Raw genomic sequence first — 25,469 nt, 5'->3', positions numbered from 1 at the left:
TTCTAGCGAGCGGGATCCGCCGCCCGCTTCCGGGCCAGCCAGACACCCGTCAGGATCACCGCCAGGGCGAGCACGGCATGCCAGCCGATGGTCTCGCCGATCAGCACGCCGGTAATCATCGCGGCGATCGGGGTGAGATAATTGGCAATGGCGAGGAAGTTCGGTCCTGCCGTGCCCGCCACCTGCATCAGAACCACCGAGGCGAGCGCCGTCGGTCCGGCGGCCAGCCAGATGACGGCAAGCCAGGCGGTGGGGGCGACCGGTCCGGCCTGTGCCAGTTCGAACAATCCCACAGGCAGGGCGAAGAGCGCGCCGCAGATCAGCATGCCCGCGCCGGAGACCGAGGGTGAAGTCGGCGGGATCAGCCGCGCCAGGATCGCATTGATGCCGTAGCAGACCGCCGCTGCGACCACGCCCAGCTGGGCCCAGACATCGGCGCCGCCCAGATCGGTCAGTGCGGCCGGTCCCAGCAGCAGCACAACGCCCGCGAAGCCCGTGATCACGCCAGCGAGGCGCCGCAGGGTCAGGCGTTCGCCGGGGACCAAGACATGCGCCATCGCCACGGTCGCCAGCGGCATGGTGGCCACCAGAATGCCGGCCAGCGCACTGTCGATATATTGCTGGCCCCAGCTGACCAGATAGAAGGGCAAGGTGTTCCCGAAAAAGCCCAGCCCTGCGAACCACAGCCAGCGCTTGTCATTGAGTGCCGGCAGGCGATGACCGCGCAACAGCGCCCAGCCGGCCAGCAAAAGGGCTGCCAGCGCGATGCGCACGAAGATCAGCCCGCCGGGCGGCAGGGTTTCCACCCCGTGCTTGATAAAGGCAAAGGCCGACCCCCACAGCACGGTGAGCAAGACCAGCGCCGCCCAGTCCATCAGGCCCGGCAGGTGGGCATGAGCGGGCTTCAAGGCGTGCTCCGGCAAGGGCTCGCCCCGCGTGCGGGGGAGCTGCCGGCGCAGCCGGCTGAGGGGGCGACGCGCAGCGGCGCCAAGCGCGTCAGCGCGCATGGACTCACCCCCTTCGGCCTCACCCGGCCCCAGGCCGGGTTCGGCCACTTCCCCCGCTGCGCAGGGGAAGCCTTGCGTTGGCTTCCCGCCCTCACAACACCGCCCTCAGCCCGTCGGCGAAGGCGGCGATGTCGGTGTCGTCATTGAACAGGTGCGGGGTGATGCGCAGGCGGTCGCCGCGCTGGGAGATATGGATATTGCGCGCGGCCAGACGGGCCAGAAGATCGTCAGGAGCACCGGCCGGCAGGCCCAGGGTGAGATAGTGCGGCGCGCGTTCGATCATGTCGTCGGCGAGGCCGAGCGGTGCTGTGGCCTCGGCGATGGCGGCCGTGCGTTCTGCCAAAGTCTGCGCGATGGCGTCGACGCCCCAGTCGAGCACCTGGTCGAGACTGGCCAGGGCTGCCGGCGCCAGCTGCATCGCCGAGCGCTCGCCCATATCGAAACGCCGGGCGCCGGGGGCGTAGGCTTCGGTGTAGTCGATCAGACGGCTGAAATTGTCCGCGCCCTCGCGGGTGATCCAGTTCTGCTCCAGCGGTTCGCCCTCGGCGTGGTGATGCGGGGCAACGTAGAGCAGGCCGGTGGAATAGGGGCCCAGCAGCCATTTATAGCCCGCCGCGACGGCGAAGTCGGGCTGGATCGACGGCATGTCGAAGGGCAGAGCGCCCAGCGACTGCGTGAGATCCAGCACCAGGGCGGCGCCCTGGCGGCGGGCCGTGTTGGAAATGTGGGCGAGGTCCAGCTGGCCGCCATCCAGCCAGTGCACGTGCGGGCAGGCGACGATCGAGGTCGCCGGACCGATGGCGCGGATCAGGGCTTCCGTCCAGCCCTGGCCGGACTGGCGTTTCACGGTGACAAGCCGGGCGCCATACTGCGCAGCAAGCGCCTGCCAGACATAGACATTGGAAGGAAACTGGCCGTCCAGCACGAGGATTTCCGAGCGCCTCTGCGGGGCCAGGTTCCGCGCTGCCGTGGCTAGGCCGTAAGAGGCGGAGGGCACAAGCGCGATATCGGCGGCTTGCGCACCGAACAGACGCGCCGCTCGCTCGCGCAGCTGCTCGGGCAGGCCGAAGAAGTCCTGCTGCACGTCATAGGCCCAGGGCTGGCCCTTGGCGGCATAGCTGGCCAGGCCGGCTGCGATGGCGCTTTTCGGCATCGGCCCCATATAGGCCGTGTTGAGATAGACGCGCTCGCGCGGGATGTCGAAAAGGTCACGCTGGGACGGGATCATGGCCTAGCCTCTTGCCCCGGCGGGAAGAGGGCGTCAACGTGCAGCCCGTCACGAATACACCTTTGTTTCCCGCTGCCAGGAGAGCCCTGTGGCCGACGATACGCTGACCGCCCCCGCCCGCACCGACAATCCCAAGCCGATGCTGCGGCCCGCCGATCCGCGTTTTTCCTGTGGACCGGTCAAGAAATACCCCGGCTGGAGCTGGGAAGCGCTGGCCGATGCGCCGCTCTCGCGCACCCACCGCGCCGGTACCGCGATCCAGCGGATCAAGGAATCGCTCGAACGTACGCGAGCCCTGCTGGAACTGCCCGACGATTATCATGTCGCGCTGATGCCGGGCTCGGACACCGGTGCGATGGAAGCGGCGATGTGGTCGCTGCTCGGCGCGCGCGGCACGGACGTCTTCTCCTGGGATGTGTTCGGCAACAAGTGGACGAGCGATGCCCGCGACGAGCTGAAGCTGGACGATCTGCGCACTTTCCAGACCCCGGCCGGCACTCTGCCCGATCTTTCCAAGTATGACGGCAAGCGCGACGCGGTCTTCACGCTCAACGGCACGGCGGCCGGTGTGTGCATTCCGGATTATGACTGGATCGATGCCGACCGCGAGGGCCTGACCCTGTGCGACGCGACGTCCGCCGCTTTCGCCGTCGATATCGACTGGTCGAAGATCGATGTGCTGACCTTCTCCTGGCAGAAATGCATGGGCGGGGAAGCCCAGCACGGCATGCTGGTGATGGGGCCGCGGGCCATCGAACGTCTCAACAGCTTCCGCCCCGACCGGCCGATCCCGGCGATCCTGCAGCTGCACAAGAACGGCAAGGCCGATATGGCGCTCTATGAGGGCTCCACCCTCAACACGCCGTCCCTGATGGCGGTCGAGGACTATCTCGCCGCGCTGAAATGGGGGTCGCGCATTGGCGGCCTGCCGGAGCTGATCCGCCGCAGCAAGACCAATTTCGAGACGCTGGACGCCTGGGTGCGCCAGTCGGACTGGGCCGGCTATCTGTGCGAGGACGAGCGCGCCCGGTCGCCGATCTCGGTTGCGCTGAAATATGTTGCGCCGGAGGCCGCCGCGCTGGATACCGAACAGCAATGGGCGCTGACCAAGGGCATTACCACACTGCTCGAACGCGAGAATGCGGGTCTGGACGTCAATATGCACCGGGCTTCGGTGCCGGGGATCCGCATCTGGTGCGGCCCGACCATCGAGGCCGACGATCTGGCCGCGTTGGGGCCGTGGCTCGACTGGGCCTATCGTGAAGCGCTGGACGCACTCTGACCGGCGCTGTATCGCTGCGCCGGCACACTCTTGAGGGGGGACACTTATGACGCGTTTGGGACTGGCCGCACTGGCCGCTGCATGCCTGGCCGCTCCGGCTTTTGCCGACGATGAGCGCGGGATGGAATTCCGTCTCGGCGTGACGGCCCACGATCTGGCCGACCATGTCGAGGACGGGCCGAACATCACGGTCGACGCGCTGTTCGCCTCGCCGGACTTTCTCGAGCTGATCTGGTCGCCGCGGCCCTATCTCTATGGTTCGTTCAACACGAACGGGCTGACCAATTTCGGCGCGACCGGTCTCGCCTGGAACTGGGCGTTTTCCGAGAACTGGAATTTCGAATTCCGCACCGGGCTGAGCTATAATGACGGCGTCGAGGATATCGACCCGAACTCCCCGCCGGACGATCCGACGCGTATCCGCCTCGCCACGACGCGCTCGCTGATGGGCAATGAGATCCTGTTCCACAACGCGATCGGGCTCGATTACGATCTCAATGATCACTGGTCGGTCGGCGCTTATTACGAACACATCTCCCACGGCCAGATCCTGGCCTCCGGCCGCAACCAGGCCCTGGACAATGCCGGCATCCGCATCGGTTATCGCTGGGGACGGTAGGAATTTTCCTCCCCACATCGTGGGGAGGGGGACCCGCAGTCTTCAAGCCGTACCGCGTACGCCACATCTGCCGTCACCCTGACGAAAGTCAGGGCCCAGTTCATAAGGCTGGGTCGTCGCGATCTCGCGCTTGTCTTTATGATGCGAGCTCGCGCCGGAACTCATCCAGCCCCAATCTCGCTTCACGATCTGGATCCTGACCTTCGTCAGGATGACGGTCTGTAGGCACTGAGGCAGGGGTGTTGAAGAAGGGCTCGGCGCGCTTGCTGGGGAGTTTCCCGCTTCAGCAGACTGAGGGGGACGCGGAGTGAGGGAGTACCGATATCCCTCGCCACATCTACCGTCACCCTGACGAAAGTCAGGGCCCAGTTCATAAGGCTGGGTCGTCGCGATCTCGCACTTGTCTTTACGATGCGAACTCGCGCCGGACCTCATCCAGCCCAAATCTCGCTTTGTGATCTGGGTCCCGACCTTCGTCGGGATGACGGTTCAGGGGCATGGGCTCTGACAAATGCTCAACCCGTCCGCGCCGCTTCCGCCTCGTCCGCCCGCGGATCGTCCTCCACGCGGACATAGATGCCGGTGAACCAGTCGGCCCATTCGCCGTCTGCGTCCTGTTGCTGGAAGTGCTGGCGCACCGTGCCGTCGGCCAGCGGGGTCCAGCTGCCGCGGAAGGCCGCGCGGGTGCCATTGCCGGGGTAGAAGATCTCGCCTTCCAGAACCATCGCGCCGGCCGCGTCGAGGCCGCCGGTATAGTCGATGAAATTGCCGGGGCTGACCCAGACCTGCCGCCAGGCGCCGGCCAGCGGGTCATAGGCGTTCAGGCTTTCGCCCGTCGAACCGCCGGCGCCCTCCCAGCGTTCGGTGATCAGGCATCCGCCCTGGGATTTCACGATCGTGTTGCGGCCCTGATAGGGGCCGTCATCGGGGGCGTAGACATTCCACGTGCCCAGCCAGAAATCGAAATCGTCGTGCACCGCTTCGGCGCAGCCCGGCGGCGGGCCGGATTGTGCCCATGCTGCCGGGACGGGCGCTGCAGCCAGCGCAGCTGCAGCCGCCAATGTCCGCAAGATCGTCATGCCGTGCCTCCCCGCTCGGTCCTGACATCAGGCTGGCACGCGGGCCGGAGACCGGCAAGCCGGCCCCCGTCCACTCACCGGCAAATCCGCGCGGCTGGCCGCAGGGACTATTCCGCAGCGGTCAGTTGCAGGGGCGCGGTCTCGTCGATCCAGTGACGCAGATGCCGGCGATAGTCGCGGGCCGCACGCTCGAGTCCGGCCGGCTTCAACCGGTTCGCCTCGTAGAGCAGGAAGGGCGCAGCCCAGCGCAATCGGCAACGCCGCGCCGTGGCCTGCAGCGGCTGCAACAGGGTTTCCAGCGCAAACCCGTTCTGGCCGCTTGCGGAATAGGCGGAGGGCACATTGCCGGCCGTCGCGGCGATCAGCAGCGGCTTGCCCTCGAGCCAGCGGCCCTCGGCTTCGGCGTTGATATAGAACATCCGGGTCAGGACAGCGGCCTGCCAGTCCTGCAGCAGGGCGGGCGGGGCATACCAGTGTACCGGGAATTGCAGCACCAGCCGGTCGGCAGCGAGCAGTTCGCGGACCTCCCGGTCGGTGTCGACACCGCTGCGGCCATAACGGCCATACATGTCGACAACCTTGACCCCCGGCATGCCCCAGGCCGCTTCGGCGAGCGCGGCATTGGCGGTGGAGCGGGTCAGATCCGGGTGGAAAAGCATGATCCGTGTATGCGTCATCGCAACCTCCTGTCTTGCGGACAGACTGGTCGCGGCTGCATAATCGATCCAATGGATATCCGATATCAGTCACTATTCATCTTATGAATTTAAGGTCGATCGATCTCAACCTCCTGGTCGTTCTCGATGCCCTGCTCGACGAGCGCCATGTATCGCGGGCTGCCCTGCGTCTGGGCATGTCGCAACCGGCGGCGTCGAACGCACTCGCCCGCCTGCGGCACCTGTTCGGGGATCCCCTGCTGGAGCGCACGGCGGCAGGCATGGTGCTGACGCCGAGGGCCGAGGCCGCGCGCGGTCCGTTGAAAACCCTGCTCGCGGGGGTCACCGGGGTGCTCGATCCGCCGCCCCCCGATCCGCGCTCGCTCAGACAGGTCGTGCGCATGGTGATGGCCGACATGCCGGCCCGCGAGGCCATTGTCCCTCTCCTGGAGAGGCTGGCGGAGACCGCGCCGGGGATCGATCTCGTGATCCAGCCCTGGCGCGGCCCGGCCCGCACGGTGGAGGCCCTGCGCCAGGGCGACGCCGATCTGGCCCTTGCCGTGGTCGACGATCCAGACCCCGATATCGTGCGCATGGAACTCTTCCGCGAGCACTATCGGGCCATCCTGCGGCGCGACCATCCCGCTGCCGGGCAGCTGACTCTGGAGAACTGGCTGGAGTGGCCGCACGTAATGGTGTCCGGTCGCAGCGAGCGGCGCAGCCATCTCGACGACCGGCTGGCCGAACGCGGTCTCAAGCGGCGGGTCGGTATCGTTGTGCCCAGCTTTCTTGCGGTGCCGGAAATCGTCGCGCGGTCCGACATGATCGCGCTCCTGCCCAGTACCTGTCTGCCGGAGAATGCCGGGAGCGGCTTCTGTGTCTGCGATCCGCCGCTGGAGATGGACGGTTTCATGGTCGATCTGACCTGGCACCGGCGCAATGACGCCGACCCGGCGATCCGCCATGTTGCCGGCCTGATACGCGGTATCATCGACGCGGCGCATGGCGATGCTGCAGCGTCCGGAGATACGCGCGTTCCGGAATGACGAAGATGTCATCATCCAATCAGGGCTTGGCGAGCATCCGGTTGCTATAGCGACGAGGAAGACGGGCGGGATGGGCAGCATGTTCCGGACACGGCGGGTCTACGAGACCGACGCGCTCAATGTGAAGCTGAGCTATTACGGCCCCGGCCTCGGCATGGGGGCGCACAGTCATGATTTCGACCAGGTCTCCTTCCTGCTGGGCGGCGGGTTGAGCGAGGGACATGGCGGGGCCTCGCGCGAAATGCATCAGCGCGGGATCGGCCTGAAGCCGGCGGGTTTCGAGCATGACAACCGCTATCACGGGCGCGACGGTGCGCTCATCCTGTCCATCAATCTGCAGCCGGGCGCGGATGCCGCGCTGGCCGGCCTGGGTCCGGACGACTGGCACTGGTCGCCGGATACGCCGCCGGACCGGATGCGCGAGCTTCACGCGCTTTTGGCTGCGGACGGGGATGCGGCCGGCGACGCGGTGGTCGATCTCTTGGCCCGACTCGGTCCCGGCCGGAGGACGCACCGCACTTCGCCACCGGCCTGGCTGAAGCGGATCCGCGACCGGCTGGACGATCCTGCCGATCTGACCGGGATCGCCGCCATTGCCGACGAGGCCGGTGTGCACCGTGTCTATCTCGCACGGGTGTTCGCGGCCCATTACGGCGTGGCTCCGACGGCCTACCGGCTGCAGCGCCGGGTGGGACGCGCCGTCGGTCTGCTGGCCACCGGATCGGCGCCCGGCGACGCGGCCGCCGAGGCCGGGTTCGCCGACCAGGCGCACATGACGCGCTGCCTCAGACGCCAGACCGGGCTGACGCCCGGCAGCCTGCGCCGTTTTCTCCTCGCCGCCTGACCCGGTTCGCCGGGTTGCATCCGTTCAAGACCGCCGCTTGCCGGCCGGTTAGGTGTGGAGCGGACTGACAGGAGACACAGATGCGTTTTTCTTCCCCGCTGGCCGTTGCTGCGGCCGCCCTTGTTGCCGCAACTGCTGCCCAGGCCGAAACACCCCGGGGTGCGGCCGACCGGCTGGACGCCTTTCTCGACCGGTTCGAGGGTATCGAACCGGGCTATGCCGTGGTCGCCGTGACGGCCGACGAGGTCTTGCTGAACCGGGTGGAGGGCGTGCGCCGCGTGTCGACCGGCGATCCGCTGACGACCGATACGCCGCTCTATATCGCCTCGCAGACCAAGGCCTATGTCGGCCTCTTGGCGAGCTGGCTGGATGCGCAGGGCATTCTCGATCTGGATTCCACCATCACCGATCACTGGCCCGATGTGGAGTTCCCGGAAGGCGTGGACCCGTCCGCCTGGACGCTGCGCGATCTCCTGACCCACCAGGTGCCGATCTCGGTCGGACAGCTGACCATGCTGGAAGCCTATGTCACCCGGGTCGATCCGGCGGATTATCCCGCCCTGATCGCGCAATATGGTGAGGCCCGCGAGCCCGGCTTCGACTACGACAATCTGGGCTACAACATCTATGGCGCCATCCTGGAAACCGCGACCGGCCGTACCTGGCAGGACTGGCTGGACGACGTGATCTTCGAGCCGACCGGCATGACGCGTACCTCCGGGCGCACCTCCGACTTTTTGCTCGAGGAACAGTCCTGGAACCACATCTGGCAGGGCGAGGACGCCGGCTGGTACGACGTGCCGCCCAAGACCGACGGCATGATGCAGTCGGCGGGCGGCCTGGTGACCTCGACGACCGACATGGCGGCCTGGCTGCAGCTGCAGCTGCGCGGCCACGGGCCCGACGGCAGCGGGCTCACCGATGCGGTGGTCGCCGAAGCGCATGCATCCGGTGTGGACACGCACATGGAAGACGGCCGCAACGCCTATGAACTGCCCTGCTCGGGCTATTCGCTGGGCTGGAATATCTGCGATTTCGACGGCCATACGCTCTACATCCATGGCGGCGGCTATACCGGGGCGCGGACGGGCATGGCCTTCTCGCCGGATCTGGGTGTCGGCATCGCCGCCTTCTCCAATTCCGACAACATGACGGGCTGGCTGTCGGGCCGGACCATCGTGATGTTCCTGCAATTCCTGACCGAACATCCCGATGCCGAACGCTGGGCAGATACGCGGGTGGAGTATTATCCTGAGCAGATCGCCCGCTATCTGGAACATCGCACCAACCGCGAGGCCGAGAACCGCGCCGACGAGGCCTGGGGCGGCTGGACCTGGCAGCCGGAAGCTGCCGAGCGGGCCGGATATGCCGGCACCTATACCTCCGGCGAGCCCTATGGCGTCGTGACGATTGTCGAAGAGGGCGGCGGCCTTGTCGCCAGCCTCGGTGATATGCGGCTGCAGCTGGAGCCGGCCCGCCCGGATCTGTTCGGCGGCGTCGCCCACGCCTTCTACGGACCCGACCGTTTCGCCTTCGAGCGCGACGCCTCCGGCGCCATCGTCCGGCTCGACTGGGACGGGGATGTCTACGAACGTGTGGATTGATCCACAGGACGCCGGTTGCGGGGCTGATCCCTCTCTTGTGAGGCCCCGCAATCTGTTCTAAGCCTGCCGCCCGTTCGAGCCCGCCGTTTCATTGATCTGACGACCGACATCTGCCGCCCTGCGGCCCCCGTCCGGACCCCGCGGTCCGGCAGGCGATGTCTCTCGGGCGGCGGGCATAGTCGCGGAGGCAGAAATGGCCAATGTTACCGTCGTGGGCGCCCAGTGGGGCGATGAAGGCAAGGGCAAGCTGGTCGACTGGCTGTCGCACCGCGCCGATGTGGTGGCGCGCTTCCAGGGCGGCCACAATGCCGGCCATACGCTGGTCGTCGGCGACAAGGTCTACAAGCTCTCTTTGCTGCCCTCCGGTGTGGTGCGCGGCAAGCTTTCCGTGATCGGCAATGGCGTCGTCGTCGACCCCTGGGCTTTCGTGGCCGAGGTCGACCGGATCGCCGAACAGGGTGTGAAGATCACCCCGGAAGTCGTCAAGATCGCCGAGACCGCCGCGCTGATCCTGCCGATCCACCGCGAACTCGACGCCCTGCGCGAGAACCGCGATGACGGCGAGGCCATCGGCACCACCCGCCGCGGCATCGGTCCGGCCTATGAGGACAAGGTCGGCCGCCGCGCCGTGCGCGTCATCGACCTGGCCGACGAGGCGGCGCTGCGTGCCCGTGTCACCGAAATCCTGCACCATCACAACGCCCTGCGCCGCGGCCTGGGGCATGAGGAATATCCCGCCGGCAAGCTGGTCGCGGAACTGCTCGATATCGCGCCGAAAATCCTGCCCTATGCGGCACCGGTCTGGCGCGTGCTGAAAAATGCCAATGATAGCGACCAGAAAATCCTGTTCGAGGGCGCCCAGGGCGCTCTGCTGGACGTGGATCACGGTACCTATCCTTTCGTGACCTCCTCCAACACCGTCTCGGGCCAGGCCTCGGCGGGCACGGGCGTAGGTCCCAAGGATGTCGGCTATGTGCTGGGCATCGCCAAGGCCTACATGACCCGCGTCGGTTCCGGACCCTTCCCGACCGAACTGTTCGACGAGAACGGCCAGCGGCTCGGCGAACGCGGCCATGAATTCGGCGTCGTCACCGGGCGCAAGCGCCGCTGCGGCTGGTTCGATGCCGTGATCACCCGCCAGACCCTGCAGGTCGGCGGTGTCGACGGTGTCGCCCTGACCAAGCTGGACGTGCTGGACGGGTTCGAGACGATCAAGGTCTGTGTCGGCTACGAGCTCGACGGCCGCCGTCTCGACCATCTGCCTGCCGGCAAGGAAGCCCAGGCCAAGGTGACACCGGTCTATGAAGAGCTGGAAGGCTGGCAGGGTTCCACCGCCGGCGCCCGCTCCTGGGCCGATCTGCCGGCCGAAGCGGTGAAATATGTCCGCCGCCTGGAAGAACTCATCGAATGCCCGATCGCCCTGGTCTCCACCAGCCCCGAGCGCGAAGACGTCATCCTGATGCAGGACCCGTTCAGGGGGTAAACCCCTTCTCCCCGACGGTGGAGAAGGTGGCCGGAGGCCGGATGAGGGGCGCGCGGCAAGGCCGCGCTTGAGAAGAGGCTTGCGTGGCCGCTTGCGCGGCTGCCCCTGTCCGACGCCGCGCTTTCAACAACCCGTATTTTTCCCGGCCGGAGCCCGGCCTTGGGCCGGGCGCAGAGCCGGGACCGACCGCGCGTCATTTCCAGCGATGAGTCTCCCGTTGGTCCCGGACAGCGCTGACGCGCTTCCGGGAAAAATGGTGGGGGCGAGAGAGCGATGCCTAAACCGCCGCCACACGCACCTTCCGCCGCGGTTGCAGTCTGTCCTTCCAGGCCAGGGCTGGCTTCTCGACGGTTTCGCGCAGGACCCAGCCGGCGAGGATGGCGGCGGGGGCCATGATGAGGGCGAGCTGGGTCGTGTTGAGGCCCGGCATCAGGGCGAAGGCGACGAGGCCGATGGGCCAGTGCAGGATGTAGATGCCGTAGGAGACGTCTTCCACATTGCGCACGGCATGGCCGATCCGGCCGCCGATATGCGCATGGCCGAGCCACAGGAAGGCCGAGGCCAGGAAGATGTCGAGCATCATCCAGCCGATCGCCAGTTCGTGGGCGGCCAGCGCGGCCACGCCCGCCAGGGCGATGAAGGCCGGGGTGATGCGCACCAGGTCGCGAGCGGCGAAGAAGAAGGCGCCGATCATGAAGGCCGGGCCGAAGCGCGCCAGCGTGGTGATCGTGCCTTCGCCGATGCCGGTATAGCCGAACGTGGCGACCAGGGCGCCGAAGACGCAGGTCAGTGCGGCCCAGAACACCACCAGGCGCCGGTCGGAATACAGCCCGATCAGGGCCAGGATGCCGACACCCAGATAGGCCATCAGCTCATAACGGATCGTCCAGAGCGGACCGTTGGCGCTGTGGCCGACGGGGGAGTTCTCGAACGTGCCCGGCAGGCCGGCCAGCGGATCGACCTGGCCGATCAGCTTCAGCGGGAAGGCCCAGGTCTGCGCGCTCGACCAGTATTCCGCCTGCGAGAGCGAGGTGAAGAAGGGGTAGACCGCAAACACGATCAGCACGGCCGCAATCAGGCCCGGGAAGATGCGGAAGATGCGCGCCGTGGCATAGCGCGAGATCTCTTTCGTCTTCATCGCACTGGCGGTGATCATGTAGCCGGACAGGATGAAGAAACCGTCCAGCGCACACTGTACGACGAAGTCGACCGTCAGGCTCCAGCTGCCGGTATAGGGTTTGCCCAGCGGGATCAGGATGGCGTGTCCGTACAGCACCATCAGCGCGAAAACGATGCGCATCGCGGTGAAATTGTTGGACTTGTCTTCAAGACGGCCAAGGCCGTCGCGGAACAGAAAGCCAAGCTTGCTCATATGATCCCACTCCCGGTTATCCCCGGTCGCGGTGCAAGCGGCGTGCGGATGGGCGGGTCTCGCCAAATCCGTAAACGAAACATGAAGATAGCCCGGCACATTCGAGGCTTTCCGGTAACCGGCTCTCAAAACAGGCCACCGGGCTGACCCAAAACGGGATGGAATGCCAAAGGCTTGGCCTTGCCTTCGCCTCGCAGGCCCCTAGACTTCGCGCCAACGCTTGAGAGGGGATATGTCATGCGGGTCGATCGTTTCGGAGTGTCTGCGCTGGTTCTGGCTCTGGTTCTGGGGGCGTGCGCGCCTGCCGGCGAGGAGCAAGCCGATGCGCCGGCCGGAGAGGCGCCCGCTGCGGCGCCGGCCGCTGCTGAGGACAGCGCCGCCACGGACACGGCGATGGGGCAGGACGATTATCCCGTCTCCACCGCGGCGCAGATCCACGACCGCACCTTCACGCTCGACACCCATGTCGATATCGGCCCGGGTTATGGCACCGAGGCGCTCGATCCGGGTGAGCACACCCATGCCCAGGTCGACCTGCCGAAAATGGTCGAGGGCGGGCTCGATTCGGCTTTCTTCATTGTCTATGTCGGCCAGGATGAATTGACCGAAGAGGGCTATGCCGCGGCGCGCGAGGCGGCCGAGGAGAAGTATCGCGGCATCTCGCGCATGCTGGCCAATGATCCCGACCGCATCGCCCTGGCGACCACCGCCGACGAGGTGGAAGAGATCGCCGCGTCCGGACGTCTGGTCGCCCTGATCGGTATGGAAAACGCCTATCCGCTGGGGCCAAGCGTCGACGACGTGCCCATGTGGGCCGAGCGCGGCGTGCGCTACATGTCGATCACCCATTTCGGCAATAACCAGTTCGGCGGCTCCTCCAATCCCGACACCGAGGCCGGCGAGCCGGCCGAGGATCCGGGCTTGAGCGATCTGGGCCGCGAACTGGTCGCCGCGCTGAACGATCACGGCATCATTGTCGACGTCTCCCATGTCGGCAAGCAGACCATGCTCGACGCGATCGAGCTGTCGCGCGCGCCGGTCATGGCCTCGCATTCCGGCGCCCGCGCCGTCTACGACAATGCCCGCAATCTGGACGACGAGCAGCTGCGCGCGATCCGCGACAATGGCGGTGTGGCGCACATGGTCGCCTTCCGCCGCTATATCGGCGAGATGCCGCAGGCCGTTACCGACGGCCAGCGTGCCCTGGCCGCTGAGCTGGGTCTCGACACGCCGGAAGGCCGCGAGGCGGCGACGCCGGAAATCATCGCCGCCTATCGCGAGGGTCTGGCCGCGCTGCGCGAAGAGCATGGCGATGTCGATATCGCTGTGCTGGCCGACCATATCGACCATGCCGTCGAGGTCGCCGGGATCGAGCATGTCGGTATCGCGTCCGACTTCGATGGCGGTGGCGGTGTTGGCGGCTGGGAAGACGCCAGCGAGACCGCAGCGGTCACCGAGGAACTCCTGCGCCGCGGCTACACGCCCGACGAGATAGAGATGATGTGGTCCGGCAATATCCTGCGCGTGATGCGGGCCGTCGAGGAAGCAGCGGCGGCGGAGTAGGGCGAAGGCGCGATCTCCGTCTTCCCCCGCAAGCGGGGCGAGCCCGGTGTCAGGGCCCGGGTGGACCCTGGCCTGCCTGCCCCAGCCGTTCGAACAGGCGGGGCAATTCGCGTTCGCCCTCCAGCGTGACGCGCAGGGCACGGCTGGTCTGGCGCGGCCTGAGCCAGCCGAGCTCCTGGAAACGGGTCAGCAGGGCCGCGCCTGCCCCGCCGGCGAGGTGATGGGTGCGTTCGCTCCAGTCCAGGCAGGTACGGCAGGCGGGGCGGCGCGCCCGCATGAGGGCCGGCATGTCCAGGCCCAGCCCGTCCAGCAGGCCCTGCCCGCGATCGGTCAGTGCGAGCCCGTCCGGGGTCAGCGCAAGGGCACCGCCCGCCTGCAGGGCGCGATAGAGCGCGATGCCCATCTCGCCGGCGAGATGGTCGTAACACACGCGCGCCCGGCGCATGGCCTGGTCGTCGGGGCCGGGGCGGAAGGGCAGGTGGCCGCGTGACTGGGCCAGCCCCAGCAAGGCTTCCAGCGCCTCGGCGACCTCGGCGCCGGCCAGCCGCACATAGCGGTGACGGCCCTGTTTCTCGACCGCGATCAGCCCGCCTTCGGTGAGTTTGACGAGATGGGCCGAGACCGTCGGCGCACCGATGCCGGCCACACGGGCCAGCTCGCTGGCTGTCAGCGCCTTGCCGCTCATCAGCGCGGTCAGCATGGCGGCCCGGGCGGGGTCGCCGATCAGGGCGCCGATGCGGGCAATGTCCGGTCCGTGGCTCATGGCGGCGACGCTAGCATGATTGCGGCGGTTCCATACTTCGTTCCCGGGCGAAACATTGCCGGTGCGCCGGCCCTAGTCTCGCCCCGCACAAACACGAAGGAGTGGGGGCGATGAGCCTGTTATGCTGCATCCGCTATCGGATCGATCCGTTCAAGCGGGAGGCGTTCGAGACCTATGCCCGCGAATGGCTGCGCGTCATTCCGGCCTGCGGCGGCCGGCTGCTGGGCTATTTCATGCCGCACGAGGGCACGAATGACATTGCGCTGGGCCTGATCGAGTTCGACAGCCTGGCGGACTACGAGGCCTATCGGGCGCGGCTGCGCAGCGATGAGGATGGCCGGGCCAATTTTGCCTTCGCCGAAGCGGAACGGCTGATCCTGGGCGAGGCGCGCAGTTTTCTGCGCCGGGTGGAAGCATGATCCTGGTCCTGTTCGAACTCGACCCGGCAGAGGACGGCCGGGAGGCCTATTTCGATCTGGCCGCGGCGCTGAAGCCGGAACTGGAATCCATCGACGGCTTCATCTCGATCGAGCGTTTCGAAAGCCTGGCTGTGCCGGGCCGCTATCTCTCCCTGTCGGCCTGGCGTGACGAGGCCGCCGTGCGCGACTGGCGCAACCGGGCGAGCCATCGCAAGGCCCAGGCAGCCGGGCGCGAGGGCGTGATCGCCGCCTACCGGCTGCGCGTGGCACAGGTCATCCGCGATTACGGCCTCGACGACCGGACCGAAGCCCCGGCCGACAGCCGGGCGCTTCATGGCTAGCGCTTCTGCCTGAAAACCCGGCGCCTCCCGCAGTCCGGGGATGGCGGGCGGCGGGATGGCGTGCGAGGGTCCCGGCCAGCAAAAAGGGGAGGGGCGGAATGCTCCGCACGATCCGGACACTGGCCGCCGTTCTCGCGGCGATCCCGCTCATGGCTGGCGCCGCGCTGCCGCAGGCCGGAACAACGCCGCTCGACCGGGCGCTGGCGGCTCAGGACAGCGCGCCGCAGGAGCGCCGGGTGGAAGCGCGCCGGGCGGTCGAAGACGCCCTGCTGGACAGCACGCTCTACTTTGTGCGCCTGCCGGGGGCGGAGCAGGGCAGCCGTTTTCTGGTCGGCCGCCAGGGCGATCTGCCGGCCCTGTCGGGCTTTGACACGCCGGGCCGCCTCCTGCGCTGGGCCGAGGCCAATTTCACCGAGGAACAGCGTGAGCCGATGGGCGAGTTCAGCGGGCAGGCCGGCGGCTTTCTGGTTCTGCTGAACCAGCAGATGAGCGGCGAGGCGGTGTTGTATATCAATGCGAGTTACGACCAGCCGCTGGTGATCGATCCCGTCTTCCTCCGCTTTCTGGCCGCGCGGGCGCGCCAGGCACGTCAGGAGGTCACACTTGCCCAGGGCGAGCCGGTGCCGGCGACCCCGCTGGAACGGCATGCCCATGCCCGGGCGCAGGCTGACGGTGGCGGCGAGACGGCGGCGGATCTGCGCCATCTGGTCGACGGTCAGCTTTTCTACGTGCCGCTGTATGCGCAGGCGAACAGCGGCAATGTGCAATCCCTGCCGCAGCAGGACAATGACGGGTCCGGCGGCGGCGACCGTCTGGCGCTGGAGGGCGAGACCCGCCCGGACGGCAGCCAGGTTTACCGGCTGGCCGTGTTCGACCGGCGCGCTCTTGCCGATGGTTATGCCGCGGCGTTCGAGGCGCAGCACGGCACGCCGTTGCGCTACCGGGTCATGCGCGGGATCGATCTCATGCAGGCGCTCCCGGAAAACATCCCCGTGGCCATCAATGCCGGCTCGCCCTACATGCTCGTCATCGCACCGGATGGCGCGTCCGAGGACGGCGCTGCCGACTAGCGTCCCCTCTTCAGGGGAGGGTGCCGCGCCGGCCGGGCGGCTAGTCTGGCCGGCGATGAAAGCCTTGCTGAAACTTCTTCTGCCAGTCGCCCTGCTGGCGGCGGTGATCGTCGCGGTAATCGTGCAGTCTGCACCGGCCTCGCTGCGCGTGGCGGGCGGCGTCTGACGGTGTCCCTCCGCCGGCGCTAGTGCCGCGTGTCCCCGCAGCGTGAAAAGGGGCGCAGTTCGGTGCCGTCGGGCAGGCGGCCATCCGTAACGACCGGTACGCCCTCATCATTCTGGCGTTCGGCCCGGGTGATCGAGACCAGGCGCAACGTGCCGTCGGCCAGCCGGTCCAGTTCCACCTCGACCCGGCCGCGCAATTGCCCGTCGGTTATCCCGTCGACATAGCGCCCGGCCGTGTGAACCCAGCCGCCGCCGAAGCCCACGCGTTCGGACCCGTCGGCCAGCGCTGTGCGGTCCGGCTGCCCGGCGACGGTGAAACTGCCGCCCGGCGCGTCGCCTTCGCCCAGATCATAGGCCATCTCGCCGATATTGGCGGAACGATAATGGGGCGGTTCGGCGAGGATATGGATATCCAGCGTGCGCGGCACGCCGGCCGTATTGCAGCCCGACACGCCGCTGGCCTGCAGTTCGGCATAGCGGCCGGAGATGTCCGGCCCGGCCGGATTTTCCACCGGCGGGCGCATCCAGGATTGCGCCAGGCTGGCGGCGAGTGTCATGGCCAGGATCATCGGTGCGTCCTCCTCATGCCTCATGCGCGGATATCAGACCCTCGCTCCGCATTCCTGAATGCCGGCTGAATGCCCTGAACAGGGGAGTGACGGTCCCCCGCACGCGGGCAATAGCGGAACCGGCCGAACCGGGTATTGATCTCCGGCGGCGGGACAAGGGAGACCGGGATGAATCCAGCGATCGAGGCGGCCGTACGGCCGGAACTGGCAGCGGGCGAAAAACTGTTGTGGACGGGGCGGCCGAACATCATCCGGCTCGCCTGGCTGCGTGGCGGCAAGACGGCGCTCTTCGCCATTCCCTGGACCGGTTTTTCCATCCTGTGGACCGGCATCGCCTGGCTGTTCTCCGCCGGACGCGAGGACAGCCAGGTCTTCTTCCGCGTGGCGATGGTGATCGGGCCGCTCTTCTTCCTGTTCGGCATCTGGCTGTTCGTCTCCTCGCTGATCAAGGCCTTCGCCGTGCGCGGCACGCTGTATGCGCTCACCGACAAGCGGGCGATCGTGCTGACCGGTGGCGGCCGGTCGCGCAGTTTCGGCGCCGGCGATCTGGGCTCGCTGTTCCGGCGCGGCACCCGCCGCGGCGACATCATCTTCCGCGATGCCCTGCCGCGCGGCAGCGGCGATCCGGAAGAGCAGGCCGGCCATCTCACCGATTTCGGCTTCTTCGGCATCGCCGACCCGCGCGGCGTCGAACGCCTGATCCGTGAGCAGGTCGCCAAGGCCTGACCCGGTTGCCAAATCGGCCGCGCTTCTCCATCCTCGCCATCAACAGTTCCAAGGGGTGTCCCTGCTCATGCGGGCAGGGGCTGAGACTTCACCCTTAGGACCGGATCCGGGTCATGCCGGCGTCGGGATGGAACCTTGCCTTTCCCATGAGGCATTGATGCACCGTCCCGTGCCTGTCTGACCGTTCACGCGGCGAGGGCGGTTTGAGCGATCCCATCGACGACATCCTGATCGACGGTGAAACCGTGCTCTGGCGCGGTCAGCCGGATTTTGCCCGGGCCAAGCACCGGCCGAAGACCTGGGCGCAAGGGCGACGTCAGCACGCCTGCTGGATTGCTGGCCTGTTTACCGCAACCGTCCTCTGCTTCCTCGCGGAATTCCTCGGAAACCCGTTCATTTTCGGCGAGATCGGGATTTTCCTCGCCCTTCTGACGGCCATAGTCCTGTGGACCTTTCTCGCGCTTCGGTCATCACGGCGCCCGGACGCTGTGGCGGACGATCTGACCTATGTGGTGACGAACCGGCGTGCGCTTGAAGTGGGCGCATCGGATGCCCGCGCGAGCGTGCTCCCGGGTGTGGCCTTCGTCGACCTGCAGCCCAATGGCGAAGTCTACGACCTCACGATCCACACCTCGGTGGACATGCTCGAACTCTGCTTCCAAGCCATCCCGGACGGCCCCGCCGTCGAGAAACTCATCATCGAAACCCTCGCCGCCAAGCAAGGACCCGTGTCATGAACAAGCCCACCTCCCAATCGCAATTCGAGACTCCAAAAGTCACCACCGGGCCGCTGCCGGGGTCGCGCCGGGTCTATACCTCGCCGGCGACGGCGCCGGCGCTGAAAGTGCCGCATCGCGAGATCGACCTGCACCCCACGGCCAACGAGCCGCCGGTGCGCGTCTATGACACCTCCGGTCCCTATTCCGATCCCGACCACAAGCTGGACGTCGAGCACGGCCTGCCGCGCCACCGTCTGGACTGGTATACCGACCGCCAGGTTGAGGCCTATGAGGGCCGTCCCCTGTCGCCGCTGGACAATGGCGGGGCGACCGGCAAATACCTCGCCCGCGAATTCCCCGTGCGCAACAAGCCGCTGCGCGCCCGCGCCGAGGCCGCGCCGGTGGACAGCGCCTCCTCGCCCTGCTCGATGGGCGAGGACACCAGCTGGGACAGCACGAAGCGCGCGCCGCTCACCCAGTATGAATTCGCCCGCGCCGGCATCATCACGCCGGAAATGGTCTATGTCGCCGAGCGGGAGAATCTGGGCCGCAAGGCCGCGGTGGAGGGCGCTGCCGCGCGCATCGCCGACGGCGAGAGCTTCGGCGCCTCCATCCCCGAACACGTCACCCCGGAATTCGTGCGCGACGAGATCGCCCGCGGCCGCGCCATCATCCCGGCAAACATCAACCACCCGGAACTCGAGCCGATGATCATCGGCCGCAATTTCCTCACCAAGATCAACGCCAATATCGGCAATTCCGCCGTGGCCTCCTCGGTCGAGGAAGAGGTGGAGAAAATGGTCTGGGCGATCCGCTGGGGCGCCGACACGGTGATGGACCTCTCCACCGGCAAGAATATCCACAACACGCGCGAATGGATCCTGCGCAATTCGCCCGTCCCGATCGGCACCGTGCCGATCTACCAGGCGCTGGAGAAGGTGAACGGCATCGCCGAGGACCTGACCTGGGAGGTGTTCCGCGACACGCTGATCGAGCAGGCCGAGCAGGGGGTGGATTATTTCACCATCCATGCCGGCGTGCGCCTGGCCTATGTGCCGCTCACCGCCGACCGCGTCACCGGCATTGTCTCGCGCGGCGGCTCGATCATGGCGAAATGGTGCCTGGCGCACCACAAGGAGAGTTTCCTCTACACGCATTTCGAGGAGATCTGCGACATCATGCGCAGCTACGATGTCTCCTTCTCCCTGGGCGACGGGCTGCGTCCCGGCTCCATCGCCGACGCAAACGACCGCGCCCAGTTCGCCGAGCTGGAGACGCTGGGCGAGCTGACGAAGATCGCCTGGGCCAAGGGCTGCCAGGTGATGATCGAGGGGCCGGGCCATGTCGCCATGCACAAGATCAAGGAAAACATGGATAAACAGCTGAAGGAGTGCCACGAGGCGCCCTTCTACACGCTCGGCCCGCTCACCACCGATATCGCCCCGGGCTATGACCACATCACCTCTGGCATCGGCGCCGCGATGATCGGCTGGTTCGGCTGTGCCATGCTCTGCTATGTCACGCCGAAAGAGCATCTGGGCCTGCCCGACCGCGATGACGTCAAGGTCGGCGTCGTCACCTACAAGATCGCCGCCCACGCCGGCGACCTCGCCAAAGGCCACCCGGCGGCCAAGATCCGCGACGACGCCCTGTCACGCGCCCGGTTCGAATTCCGCTGGGAAGACCAGTTCAACCTCGCCCTCGACCCAGAGACGGCGCGCGACTTCCACGACCAGACCTTGCCCAAAGAGGCCCACAAGGTCGCCCATTTCTGCTCCATGTGCGGCCCGAAATTCTGCTCCATGCAGATCACCCAGGAGATCCGGGATACGTTCGGGAGCGCGCGGGCTCCGAATTCGGTGGATGCCGAAGCCGGGATGGCGGAGAAGGCCGAGGAGTTCAAGGCGCTGGGCGGGGAGATTTATCTGAGTGAGGATGGGAGCGTGCGGGAGCCGATTGATTGAGGCTCGGCGGAGGGACATGTACCTTGGGTACACGTCCCTCTTTTTTTAAAGTGGTGAGAGGGTGACGAAGTCGGAGGAGCGACCTACTAACTAGTCGTCTGGATAAGGTTCGTCATCTTCCGTCCAGTCGTGCACTTCATGTGCCGCCTGAGAAATCAAATGCAGGTTTATTCTCGCGGCTGCTGCTGCGCCCGGAGTGCGAATTGCATTCGGAGCGCCTTCGGCAGTTGCCTGAATTAGGTACATCCCCCAACTGCTGTGATCGGCGTCCCAATCGTCTTCTTCAAGAACAGCGTTCGCCATATCTTGGTAGGTTTCCCCACCAGAGGCTCTGAAGCACACCCATTCTGCTAGACGAGGCCAATCAATCCGAGGCGGAATTTCACCGCCTCCGCCGCCGCGACTGGGCGGGCGGGTGCTTCCCCAGTCGCCATAGGTGAGTTCTGCTTCGTTATGTCGACGCGAAACTGCGTTGTATAGTTGCCGCTCGCGTATAGGTATCTCTGCACGTCCCAAGATGTGTCCGAAGCTATCGGGAAAGCTGCTTCCCGCAATCACGAATTCCGGCGGGTTTGTTGCGGCCAAACCCATTTCCACCAGCCTGCTAGCGGATAGCTCATGTTCAAGAATATGGGAGCCCCAACCGGCATCTACTACGATGACCAACCGCTCTACTTCATCCAACAAGTATCGCTGTAGAGCCACCAACGCTCCCGCGTCGTTCACCGGCATACGGTAGAAGGCCCCACGGCCAAGTGTGTTGGCTCTATCAACCTGCTCCCGAAAACAGTCGCCGTCGGCGCCTCGGTGCTGGATGACGGGTATCGCGAAGTTTGAGCCGCCCCGAACGAAATCAAAATATTGTTGAAACCCGTTGTCCGGGTTTCTCAGCTCTCCAAACTCTTGGTCGGCGCTACGATTCTCGCGTAGCTCGTAGCCCCAATCCAAATCCAGAGCGAATGGCCTTCGGGCGATCGCGTCTTCTACCTTGTCCCAAAAAAAATTAATGCGCGAAGCGTTCTGCCAAGGGCGCAAGACCAGAACGGGAAGGGTCAGATCTTTGAGAAGGGTGGGTACATTCTTTAGCGCTTTGATCTCCGCAACCCGCGTATGTAAAATGGGAACGTAGTCGATCGCTTCAAGCATTTATTTCGCGCCAATTCTGATACTCATTGCCTGCTTTGACACGTTATAGTTTCTTGCAAGCACGTCCAGAATTTCTTTCTCGCTGTAGGCGCCTCGCGAGCGCAGCTTGCGTAGGTCTTCGCGAATTAGTGCTGCGGGCATAATTATGTCTGCAGCGGCTTTGTTGGCTTGTGCCTCAAGCGTATTTGAGAGCTTTGACCTGTATAGAACAGAGTCTACAATACCATTTCCGATGTGCTCTTTATGTAGCAAAAAGTGTCCAATTTCATGGGCAATAGTGAACCTTTGCCTTTCCGGCATCTCAAATTTGTTAATGCGAATTTCGAAGCCAGACGGCGACACGTCGCTAGGTCGAATCATTCCAGAAATGTTCGGCTTTAGGCTTGCGAGTTTGACGTCTAAGCCAAGGGCTCGCGCAAGCCGAGCGACTCGCACGGGTTTTTCTGAAGTGAAATCTCGAACGATTTTCAGCTCATCTTCATTTGCGCGGTCTATAATGAGGCCACTCATAGTGGGTCTTCCTCTCTGACGTCTTCCTCCGCATCTCCATCTACTTGGGAAACTCCTTGGTACATCACTTCTTTTACTTTTGATTCTAGTAACTTATGTAGATCCTCTCCGGTTTTGAAGCCGTTTTCGAGGAATTCTTCAGTCTTGCTTGACACTTTTTCACTCAGAGCATTCCATCCGATGAAACCAAGAACAGCTAGAAAAAATGCAAGCAATGTCATCAATAGTGATATCGCGGATAACAATATTGATATAAAATCTGTGTAGTTTATAGATGCTGACTCTCTCGCTACATTGGAGTTGAAAAAAGTTCCTGCCAAAACGGCGAGAATGAAAAGCACCAAGGCGCCAGCGACAAAGCCGATGATTGTAATAAGTGGAATGCGCATACGACCCCATCCTCGCGCAGAACAATTTAGGAACATAATGATTCTGCCGAAAATTGGAAGAGCTCGGACTAAAAACGAGGACACGCACCGTTTTCTGATGCCCCCCCACACCGCCCCATAAACCCCATGCCGAGACCCAGCCGTATTGAATTCCCGCGGTCAAGGGCGGCGGAGCCGCCGCTTCGCGGTTCTCACCCTTGACCGCGGGAATTCAATACGGCCCCCTGCCGGCAAGGGATTTAAGGCTGGCTGCGCGCCGGCCGCGCTCTTCCTCACACACTCACCCGTTTTCCCCGGACCCGTTCCGGGGTCTTGTGAGGGTCGCGCAGGGGTGCCTGGACGGGGGAGGGCGGCAGGCCCCGGAACAGGTCCGGGGGAAGTGGCGCTTGGTGGTCGCGGCCGGTGCCTCCTCTCCCCGACCGGGGAGAGGGCAGGGTGAGGGGCGGCCGCGGAGCGGCCACTCAAGACTCTTTGTGGCGCTGACGCGCGGCCCCTCATCCGCCGCTTCGCGGCACCTTCTCCCCGGTGGGGGAGAAGAGAAGTCCCCCTGCTGGCAAGCGATTTATGGCTGGCTGCGCGCCGGGCGCGCTCTTCCTCGCACACGCACCCGCTTTCCCCGGACCCGTTCCGGGGTCTGGTGAGCGTCGCGGTTTCGTGCGTTATTGCCAGGGGCGGCAGGCCCCGGAACGGGTCCGGGGGAAGTGGGGCGTCGTGCAGCAAAGCGAGACACAATGAACCTCGTCCAGCAGATCGACGGCCTCAATGCCGAGCCCTGGATCGGGGCTGAATTCCGGGTGTCGCGCTTCCGGCCGATCTTTGTCGGGCACAGTCATTATGAGGAAGGGTTTGGCGGTCAGCCGGTGACGCCCGGTCTGACGCGCGACGCGATCAATCTGCACATTGGCGAGACCGTCGGGTTGCGCTTCTATTCCGGGCTGATCCAGATGGCGACCGGTCTGCACCACGCCTATGTGGATCGCGGCGCCTTCTATGCGCGGATCGGCTTTGCCAACCTGTTGCAGTCCTATCTCGATGCGGCGCGGATGGCGGCCGATCCTGCCGACCTGGCCGCCGACTCGGCGGCGCTGGTCGCGGTGTTCGAGGCGGTCGATCCCACGCATATCGTCCTGCTGGGCGATCAGGTGTGGGACGGGTTCGAACAGCCCGGGCATTTCGTGGCGGACGGACGCCGGGGCGATCCCTACTGGGCCGGCCGGATCGCCGGGCGCCCCGTCTTCTGGGCAAGCCACCCCTCCAGCGGTTTCAGCGGTCTCGACTGGGCAAGGACATTCGGTCACTTCCTGCGCGACCACGGGATGAGCAATGCCGACCTCGCCGCCTGGGCCGACGCCGTGCGCCTGCGGCCCGAAAGCGCGCTCCTGGCGGAGCAAGCCTGACCCTCCGTTGGCAGGCCCCGGAACGGGGTCCGGGGGAAGTGGCGCTTGGTGGTCGCGGCAGACACGTCCTCTCCCCGGCCGGGGAGAGGAATCAAAGGTGAGGGGCGGCCGCGGGAGCGGCCCACTCAAGACTCTTTGCGGCGCTGACGCGCGGCCCTCATCCGCCGCTTCGCGGCACCTTCTCCCCGGTGGGGGAGAATGGCGTCCCCCATTCATACCGTCTTCATTCCGGCCCGGTCACACTGAGCGCCAGCTTGCACACAGGGGGACAGCATGCACCCGATTTCGACCCTGACACTCACCGCGCTCGCGGCGGCGCTGGCCATGCCGGCGGCCGGGTTTGCCCGGGAGGACGCCACGCCGGCCGGGCAGGTCTATGCCGTGACGTTCGGGGACAGTCCGCCGGTCAGCGGGATGACCGTGGTCTATACATTCCATGCCGGTTCCGAGATCTCCTCAGAGGCCCCGCGCGGGCCGGACGGGTTTGACGGCTATGGCGAGCCGGGTGGAAACGGCCGCTGGTATGCCCGCGGCTTCGTCGAGATCGCGGGCAATGGCGTGGATGGCCTGTCCGACGCGCCGCCGTTCGGGACCCACCCGGCCTATCATCTGCAATTGCTGGCTGCGGGGTCCGACCAGGCCCTGTGCGAGGCATGGCCGCAGATCGCCGTGGGCGAAAGCGCCGATCCGCAATCCCTGTGCTGGATCACCAACCCCGATGTCACCGCCGTGGAGCGGCGGCAGTAGGAGGCTGTCCGGGGCTCAAGCGCTTTCCCCGGAACACGTCCGGGGGAAGTGGCGCTTTTCTCTTCAAACACAACAGCGTGTCATCCCGGCCGTATGGCCTGCGCAGGCAGGCCGGAGGGCCGGGACCCATACGCTCGCTGACGGCCGAAAGCAGGTTCGATACCGGCGACATCTGGATGATCACCGGGCGTATGGGTCCCGGACTTGCGCCCCGCCGTCGCGGGGCATTCATCCGGGATGACAAGCTCACTCACCCCTCACTCATCCCCCTTCGCGCGTCCCATCGCCAGGAAGATCAGCGTGGCGGTGATGCCGGCGCCGATGAGGCCGGCGACGGGCAGGAGTTCGGGGTCCCAGCCGGCGAAGGCCTGCATCAGGGCGAGCCCGGTCAGGACGGCGATCGAGGCCGCGGCTGCCAGGATGACGCGTTGCCAGGCGGCGGGGATGGATGCGGCGGGCGGGGTGGATGTCTCGGGCGTGGCCATGGTGGCGGGCTCCTCCGGTGTGTCGATCAGCTCACGCAATTGCGCCGGGGAGAGGTCGAAACTGGCGGCCAGGGCGCGCACGGTTTCCAGGCTCGGGGTCTCGCCGCGCTCGGCCCGCTGGATCGTGCGGTCGCTCAGACCGCTGATCGCGGCGAGCTGTTCCTGTGACCAGCCTTTCTCAAGACGCAGTGATTTCAGTCCCATCGGTCGAGCCGTCCCGTTCAATTGCGGCCTCGTCTTCTAGCCGCCCCGCCCCCTGTCGCCCACGACAGGCAG

The 25,469-nt window shown here is 65.8% G+C and carries 26 protein-coding genes and 1 riboswitch; of the genes, 15 read left to right on the top strand and 11 right to left on the bottom strand.

The features are described from left to right. Window positions 1-2 precede the first annotated feature (2 nt). Together JJ918_RS03985 and JJ918_RS03980 are read right to left on the bottom strand one after the other, a co-directional pair. Window positions 3-908, bottom strand: coding sequence for a DMT family transporter (locus JJ918_RS03985; protein WP_291883565.1), 906 nt, complete (start codon window positions 906-908; stop codon window positions 3-5). Between the two features lie 190 nt (window positions 909-1,098). Continuing rightward, window positions 1,099-2,235: an aminotransferase class V-fold PLP-dependent enzyme gene (locus JJ918_RS03980; RefSeq protein WP_291883563.1), complete on the bottom strand. Its 1,137-nt coding sequence runs from the start codon at window positions 2,233-2,235 to the stop codon at window positions 1,099-1,101. An 88-nt stretch (window positions 2,236-2,323) separates the two neighbouring features. On the opposite strand from JJ918_RS03980, the gene JJ918_RS03975 reads away from it, so the two are divergent. Next, the gene (locus tag JJ918_RS03975; RefSeq protein ID WP_291883559.1) at window positions 2,324-3,517 is read left to right on the top strand and encodes a phosphoserine transaminase; all 1,194 of its coding nucleotides are present in this window, start codon (window positions 2,324-2,326) and stop codon (window positions 3,515-3,517) included. A gap of 46 nt (window positions 3,518-3,563) precedes the next feature. Beyond that, the gene (locus tag JJ918_RS03970; RefSeq protein WP_291883558.1) at window positions 3,564-4,136 is read left to right on the top strand and encodes an acyloxyacyl hydrolase; all 573 of its coding nucleotides are present in this window, start codon (window positions 3,564-3,566) and stop codon (window positions 4,134-4,136) included. A gap of 515 nt (window positions 4,137-4,651) precedes the next feature. Here JJ918_RS03970 and JJ918_RS03965 read toward each other — a convergent pair. Both JJ918_RS03965 and JJ918_RS03960 read right to left on the bottom strand, forming a co-directional pair. Further along, the gene (locus JJ918_RS03965) at window positions 4,652-5,215 is read right to left on the bottom strand and encodes a hypothetical protein (protein ID WP_291883555.1); all 564 of its coding nucleotides are present in this window, start codon (window positions 5,213-5,215) and stop codon (window positions 4,652-4,654) included. A 107-nt stretch (window positions 5,216-5,322) separates the two neighbouring features. Further along, entirely contained in the window at window positions 5,323-5,892 is a 570-nt protein-coding gene (locus tag JJ918_RS03960) for an NAD(P)H-dependent oxidoreductase (RefSeq protein WP_291883553.1), read from the bottom strand. Window positions 5,893-5,975: 83 nt separating this feature from the next. Between JJ918_RS03960 and JJ918_RS03955 the strand changes: the two genes are divergently transcribed. From JJ918_RS03955 to JJ918_RS03940, 4 genes are all read left to right on the top strand, one after another. Further along, complete coding sequence (locus tag JJ918_RS03955; protein ID WP_291883550.1) at window positions 5,976-6,917, top strand: LysR family transcriptional regulator; 942 nt, start codon at window positions 5,976-5,978, stop codon at window positions 6,915-6,917. Between the two features lie 79 nt (window positions 6,918-6,996). Then, the gene (locus JJ918_RS03950; protein ID WP_291883547.1) at window positions 6,997-7,761 is read left to right on the top strand and encodes an AraC family transcriptional regulator; all 765 of its coding nucleotides are present in this window, start codon (window positions 6,997-6,999) and stop codon (window positions 7,759-7,761) included. 80 nt (window positions 7,762-7,841) lie between these two features. Further along, on the top strand, window positions 7,842-9,365 hold the full coding sequence (locus JJ918_RS03945) for a serine hydrolase (protein ID WP_291883544.1): 1,524 nt from the start codon (window positions 7,842-7,844) through the stop codon (window positions 9,363-9,365). A 193-nt stretch (window positions 9,366-9,558) separates the two neighbouring features. Beyond that, window positions 9,559-10,848, top strand: a complete 1,290-nt coding sequence (locus JJ918_RS03940; protein ID WP_291883541.1) for an adenylosuccinate synthase — start codon at window positions 9,559-9,561, stop codon at window positions 10,846-10,848. A 277-nt stretch (window positions 10,849-11,125) separates the two neighbouring features. Here the strand turns inward: JJ918_RS03940 and JJ918_RS03935 are convergent, their stop codons facing one another. Then, window positions 11,126-12,220: an acyltransferase gene (locus JJ918_RS03935; RefSeq protein ID WP_291883539.1), complete on the bottom strand. Its 1,095-nt coding sequence runs from the start codon at window positions 12,218-12,220 to the stop codon at window positions 11,126-11,128. Between the two features lie 237 nt (window positions 12,221-12,457). Here JJ918_RS03935 and JJ918_RS03930 point away from each other — a divergent pair, with 237 nt between their 5' ends. Beyond that, window positions 12,458-13,783 (top strand): membrane dipeptidase, encoded by a 1,326-nt coding sequence (locus JJ918_RS03930; RefSeq protein ID WP_291883536.1) that lies wholly within the window; start codon window positions 12,458-12,460, stop codon window positions 13,781-13,783. Between the two features lie 49 nt (window positions 13,784-13,832). On the opposite strand, the gene JJ918_RS03925 is transcribed toward JJ918_RS03930, so the two are convergent. Then, window positions 13,833-14,546: a helix-turn-helix transcriptional regulator gene (locus JJ918_RS03925; protein ID WP_291883532.1), complete on the bottom strand. Its 714-nt coding sequence runs from the start codon at window positions 14,544-14,546 to the stop codon at window positions 13,833-13,835. Between the two features lie 110 nt (window positions 14,547-14,656). Between JJ918_RS03925 and JJ918_RS03920 the strand changes: the two genes are divergently transcribed. The 3 genes from JJ918_RS03920 (at window position 14,657) to JJ918_RS03910 (ending at window position 16,376) form a co-directional block, all read left to right on the top strand. Continuing rightward, on the top strand, window positions 14,657-14,965 hold the full coding sequence (locus JJ918_RS03920) for an NIPSNAP family protein (RefSeq protein ID WP_291883530.1): 309 nt from the start codon (window positions 14,657-14,659) through the stop codon (window positions 14,963-14,965). Then, complete coding sequence (locus tag JJ918_RS03915; protein WP_291883527.1) at window positions 14,962-15,306, top strand: antibiotic biosynthesis monooxygenase; 345 nt, start codon at window positions 14,962-14,964, stop codon at window positions 15,304-15,306. The genes JJ918_RS03920 and JJ918_RS03915 overlap by 4 nt, the downstream gene beginning before the upstream one ends. Before the next feature lie 98 nt (window positions 15,307-15,404). Beyond that, window positions 15,405-16,376 carry a hypothetical protein gene (locus JJ918_RS03910; protein WP_291883525.1) on the top strand — a complete coding sequence of 324 codons (972 nt, stop codon included), beginning with the start codon at window positions 15,405-15,407 and terminating at the stop codon, window positions 16,374-16,376. A 185-nt stretch (window positions 16,377-16,561) separates the two neighbouring features. On the opposite strand, the gene JJ918_RS03905 is transcribed toward JJ918_RS03910, so the two are convergent. Then, window positions 16,562-17,110: a hypothetical protein gene (locus JJ918_RS03905; RefSeq protein WP_291883522.1), complete on the bottom strand. Its 549-nt coding sequence runs from the start codon at window positions 17,108-17,110 to the stop codon at window positions 16,562-16,564. A gap of 168 nt (window positions 17,111-17,278) precedes the next feature. Between JJ918_RS03905 and JJ918_RS03900 the strand changes: the two genes are divergently transcribed. The 3 genes from JJ918_RS03900 to thiC all read left to right on the top strand — a co-directional run bounded on the left by JJ918_RS03900 (window position 17,279) and on the right by thiC (window position 20,519). Beyond that, window positions 17,279-17,836, top strand: coding sequence for a hypothetical protein (locus JJ918_RS03900; protein WP_291883518.1), 558 nt, complete (start codon window positions 17,279-17,281; stop codon window positions 17,834-17,836). A 41-nt stretch (window positions 17,837-17,877) separates the two neighbouring features. Then, window positions 17,878-17,981: riboswitch (TPP riboswitch) on the top strand. Between the two features lie 58 nt (window positions 17,982-18,039). After that, a complete protein-coding gene (locus JJ918_RS03895) occupies window positions 18,040-18,573 on the top strand; it encodes a hypothetical protein (protein WP_291883514.1) in 534 nt (177 codons plus the stop codon). Beyond that, on the top strand, window positions 18,570-20,519 hold the full coding sequence (thiC, locus tag JJ918_RS03890; protein WP_291883511.1) for a phosphomethylpyrimidine synthase ThiC: 1,950 nt from the start codon (window positions 18,570-18,572) through the stop codon (window positions 20,517-20,519). Before JJ918_RS03895 ends, thiC begins: the two co-directional genes overlap by 4 nt. A 90-nt stretch (window positions 20,520-20,609) precedes the next feature. Here the strand turns inward: thiC and JJ918_RS03885 are convergent, their stop codons facing one another. Genes JJ918_RS03885 through JJ918_RS03875 form a run of 3 tightly spaced genes read right to left on the bottom strand, consistent with a single transcriptional unit; the run spans window position 20,610 to window position 22,564 of the window. Next, window positions 20,610-21,665 (bottom strand): hypothetical protein, encoded by a 1,056-nt coding sequence (locus JJ918_RS03885; protein WP_291883508.1) that lies wholly within the window; start codon window positions 21,663-21,665, stop codon window positions 20,610-20,612. Beyond that, entirely contained in the window at window positions 21,666-22,175 is a 510-nt protein-coding gene (locus tag JJ918_RS03880; RefSeq protein WP_291883505.1) for an ImmA/IrrE family metallo-endopeptidase, read from the bottom strand. It lies immediately after the preceding gene. After that, the gene (locus tag JJ918_RS03875; protein WP_291883503.1) at window positions 22,172-22,564 is read right to left on the bottom strand and encodes a hypothetical protein; all 393 of its coding nucleotides are present in this window, start codon (window positions 22,562-22,564) and stop codon (window positions 22,172-22,174) included. The genes JJ918_RS03880 and JJ918_RS03875 overlap by 4 nt, the downstream gene beginning before the upstream one ends. Window positions 22,565-23,295: 731 nt before the next feature. Here JJ918_RS03875 and JJ918_RS03870 point away from each other — a divergent pair. Together JJ918_RS03870 and JJ918_RS03865 are read left to right on the top strand one after the other, a co-directional pair. Then, a complete protein-coding gene (locus JJ918_RS03870) occupies window positions 23,296-23,961 on the top strand; it encodes a hypothetical protein (protein ID WP_291883501.1) in 666 nt (221 codons plus the stop codon). 273 nt (window positions 23,962-24,234) lie between these two features. Continuing rightward, complete coding sequence (locus tag JJ918_RS03865) at window positions 24,235-24,708, top strand: hypothetical protein (protein WP_291883498.1); 474 nt, start codon at window positions 24,235-24,237, stop codon at window positions 24,706-24,708. Between the two features lie 257 nt (window positions 24,709-24,965). Here the strand turns inward: JJ918_RS03865 and JJ918_RS03860 are convergent, their stop codons facing one another. Further along, a complete protein-coding gene (locus JJ918_RS03860; RefSeq protein WP_291883495.1) occupies window positions 24,966-25,397 on the bottom strand; it encodes a helix-turn-helix domain-containing protein in 432 nt (143 codons plus the stop codon). Window positions 25,398-25,469: the final 72 nt, after the last annotated feature.

This window comes from Maricaulis sp., assembly GCF_017642925.1.
In the GTDB taxonomy this organism is placed as follows: Bacteria; Pseudomonadota; Alphaproteobacteria; order Caulobacterales; family Maricaulaceae; genus Maricaulis.
The sequence above is the reverse complement of the archived record's forward strand: the minus strand, read 5'-3'. Positions and strand labels throughout refer to the sequence as shown.

Bases quoted from the DNA above. Each gene is read 5' to 3' on its own strand.
- JJ918_RS03885 (WP_291883508.1), bottom strand. From the start codon at position 21,665: ATGCTTGAAGCGATCGACTACGTTCCCATTTTACATACGCGGGTTGCG.
- JJ918_RS03965 (WP_291883555.1), bottom strand. From the start codon at position 5,215: ATGACGATCTTGCGGACATTGGCGGCTGCAGCTGCGCTGGCTGCAGCG.
- JJ918_RS03930 (WP_291883536.1), top strand. From the start codon at position 12,458: ATGCGGGTCGATCGTTTCGGAGTGTCTGCGCTGGTTCTGGCTCTGGTT.
- JJ918_RS03935 (WP_291883539.1), bottom strand. From the start codon at position 12,220: ATGAGCAAGCTTGGCTTTCTGTTCCGCGACGGCCTTGGCCGTCTTGAA.
- JJ918_RS03910 (WP_291883525.1), top strand. From the start codon at position 15,405: ATGCTCCGCACGATCCGGACACTGGCCGCCGTTCTCGCGGCGATCCCG.
- JJ918_RS03955 (WP_291883550.1), top strand. From the start codon at position 5,976: ATGAATTTAAGGTCGATCGATCTCAACCTCCTGGTCGTTCTCGATGCC.
- JJ918_RS03880 (WP_291883505.1), bottom strand. From the start codon at position 22,175: ATGAGTGGCCTCATTATAGACCGCGCAAATGAAGATGAGCTGAAAATC.
- JJ918_RS03970 (WP_291883558.1), top strand. From the start codon at position 3,564: ATGACGCGTTTGGGACTGGCCGCACTGGCCGCTGCATGCCTGGCCGCT.
- JJ918_RS03870 (WP_291883501.1), top strand. From the start codon at position 23,296: ATGAACCTCGTCCAGCAGATCGACGGCCTCAATGCCGAGCCCTGGATC.
- JJ918_RS03920 (WP_291883530.1), top strand. From the start codon at position 14,657: ATGAGCCTGTTATGCTGCATCCGCTATCGGATCGATCCGTTCAAGCGG.
- JJ918_RS03875 (WP_291883503.1), bottom strand. From the start codon at position 22,564: ATGCGCATTCCACTTATTACAATCATCGGCTTTGTCGCTGGCGCCTTG.
- JJ918_RS03860 (WP_291883495.1), bottom strand. From the start codon at position 25,397: ATGGGACTGAAATCACTGCGTCTTGAGAAAGGCTGGTCACAGGAACAG.
- JJ918_RS03960 (WP_291883553.1), bottom strand. From the start codon at position 5,892: ATGACGCATACACGGATCATGCTTTTCCACCCGGATCTGACCCGCTCC.
- JJ918_RS03915 (WP_291883527.1), top strand. From the start codon at position 14,962: ATGATCCTGGTCCTGTTCGAACTCGACCCGGCAGAGGACGGCCGGGAG.
- JJ918_RS03950 (WP_291883547.1), top strand. From the start codon at position 6,997: ATGTTCCGGACACGGCGGGTCTACGAGACCGACGCGCTCAATGTGAAG.
- JJ918_RS03900 (WP_291883518.1), top strand. From the start codon at position 17,279: ATGAATCCAGCGATCGAGGCGGCCGTACGGCCGGAACTGGCAGCGGGC.
- JJ918_RS03925 (WP_291883532.1), bottom strand. From the start codon at position 14,546: ATGAGCCACGGACCGGACATTGCCCGCATCGGCGCCCTGATCGGCGAC.
- JJ918_RS03945 (WP_291883544.1), top strand. From the start codon at position 7,842: ATGCGTTTTTCTTCCCCGCTGGCCGTTGCTGCGGCCGCCCTTGTTGCC.
- JJ918_RS03980 (WP_291883563.1), bottom strand. From the start codon at position 2,235: ATGATCCCGTCCCAGCGTGACCTTTTCGACATCCCGCGCGAGCGCGTC.
- JJ918_RS03940 (WP_291883541.1), top strand. From the start codon at position 9,559: ATGGCCAATGTTACCGTCGTGGGCGCCCAGTGGGGCGATGAAGGCAAG.
- JJ918_RS03865 (WP_291883498.1), top strand. From the start codon at position 24,235: ATGCACCCGATTTCGACCCTGACACTCACCGCGCTCGCGGCGGCGCTG.
- JJ918_RS03905 (WP_291883522.1), bottom strand. From the start codon at position 17,110: ATGATCCTGGCCATGACACTCGCCGCCAGCCTGGCGCAATCCTGGATG.
- thiC (WP_291883511.1), top strand. From the start codon at position 18,570: ATGAACAAGCCCACCTCCCAATCGCAATTCGAGACTCCAAAAGTCACC.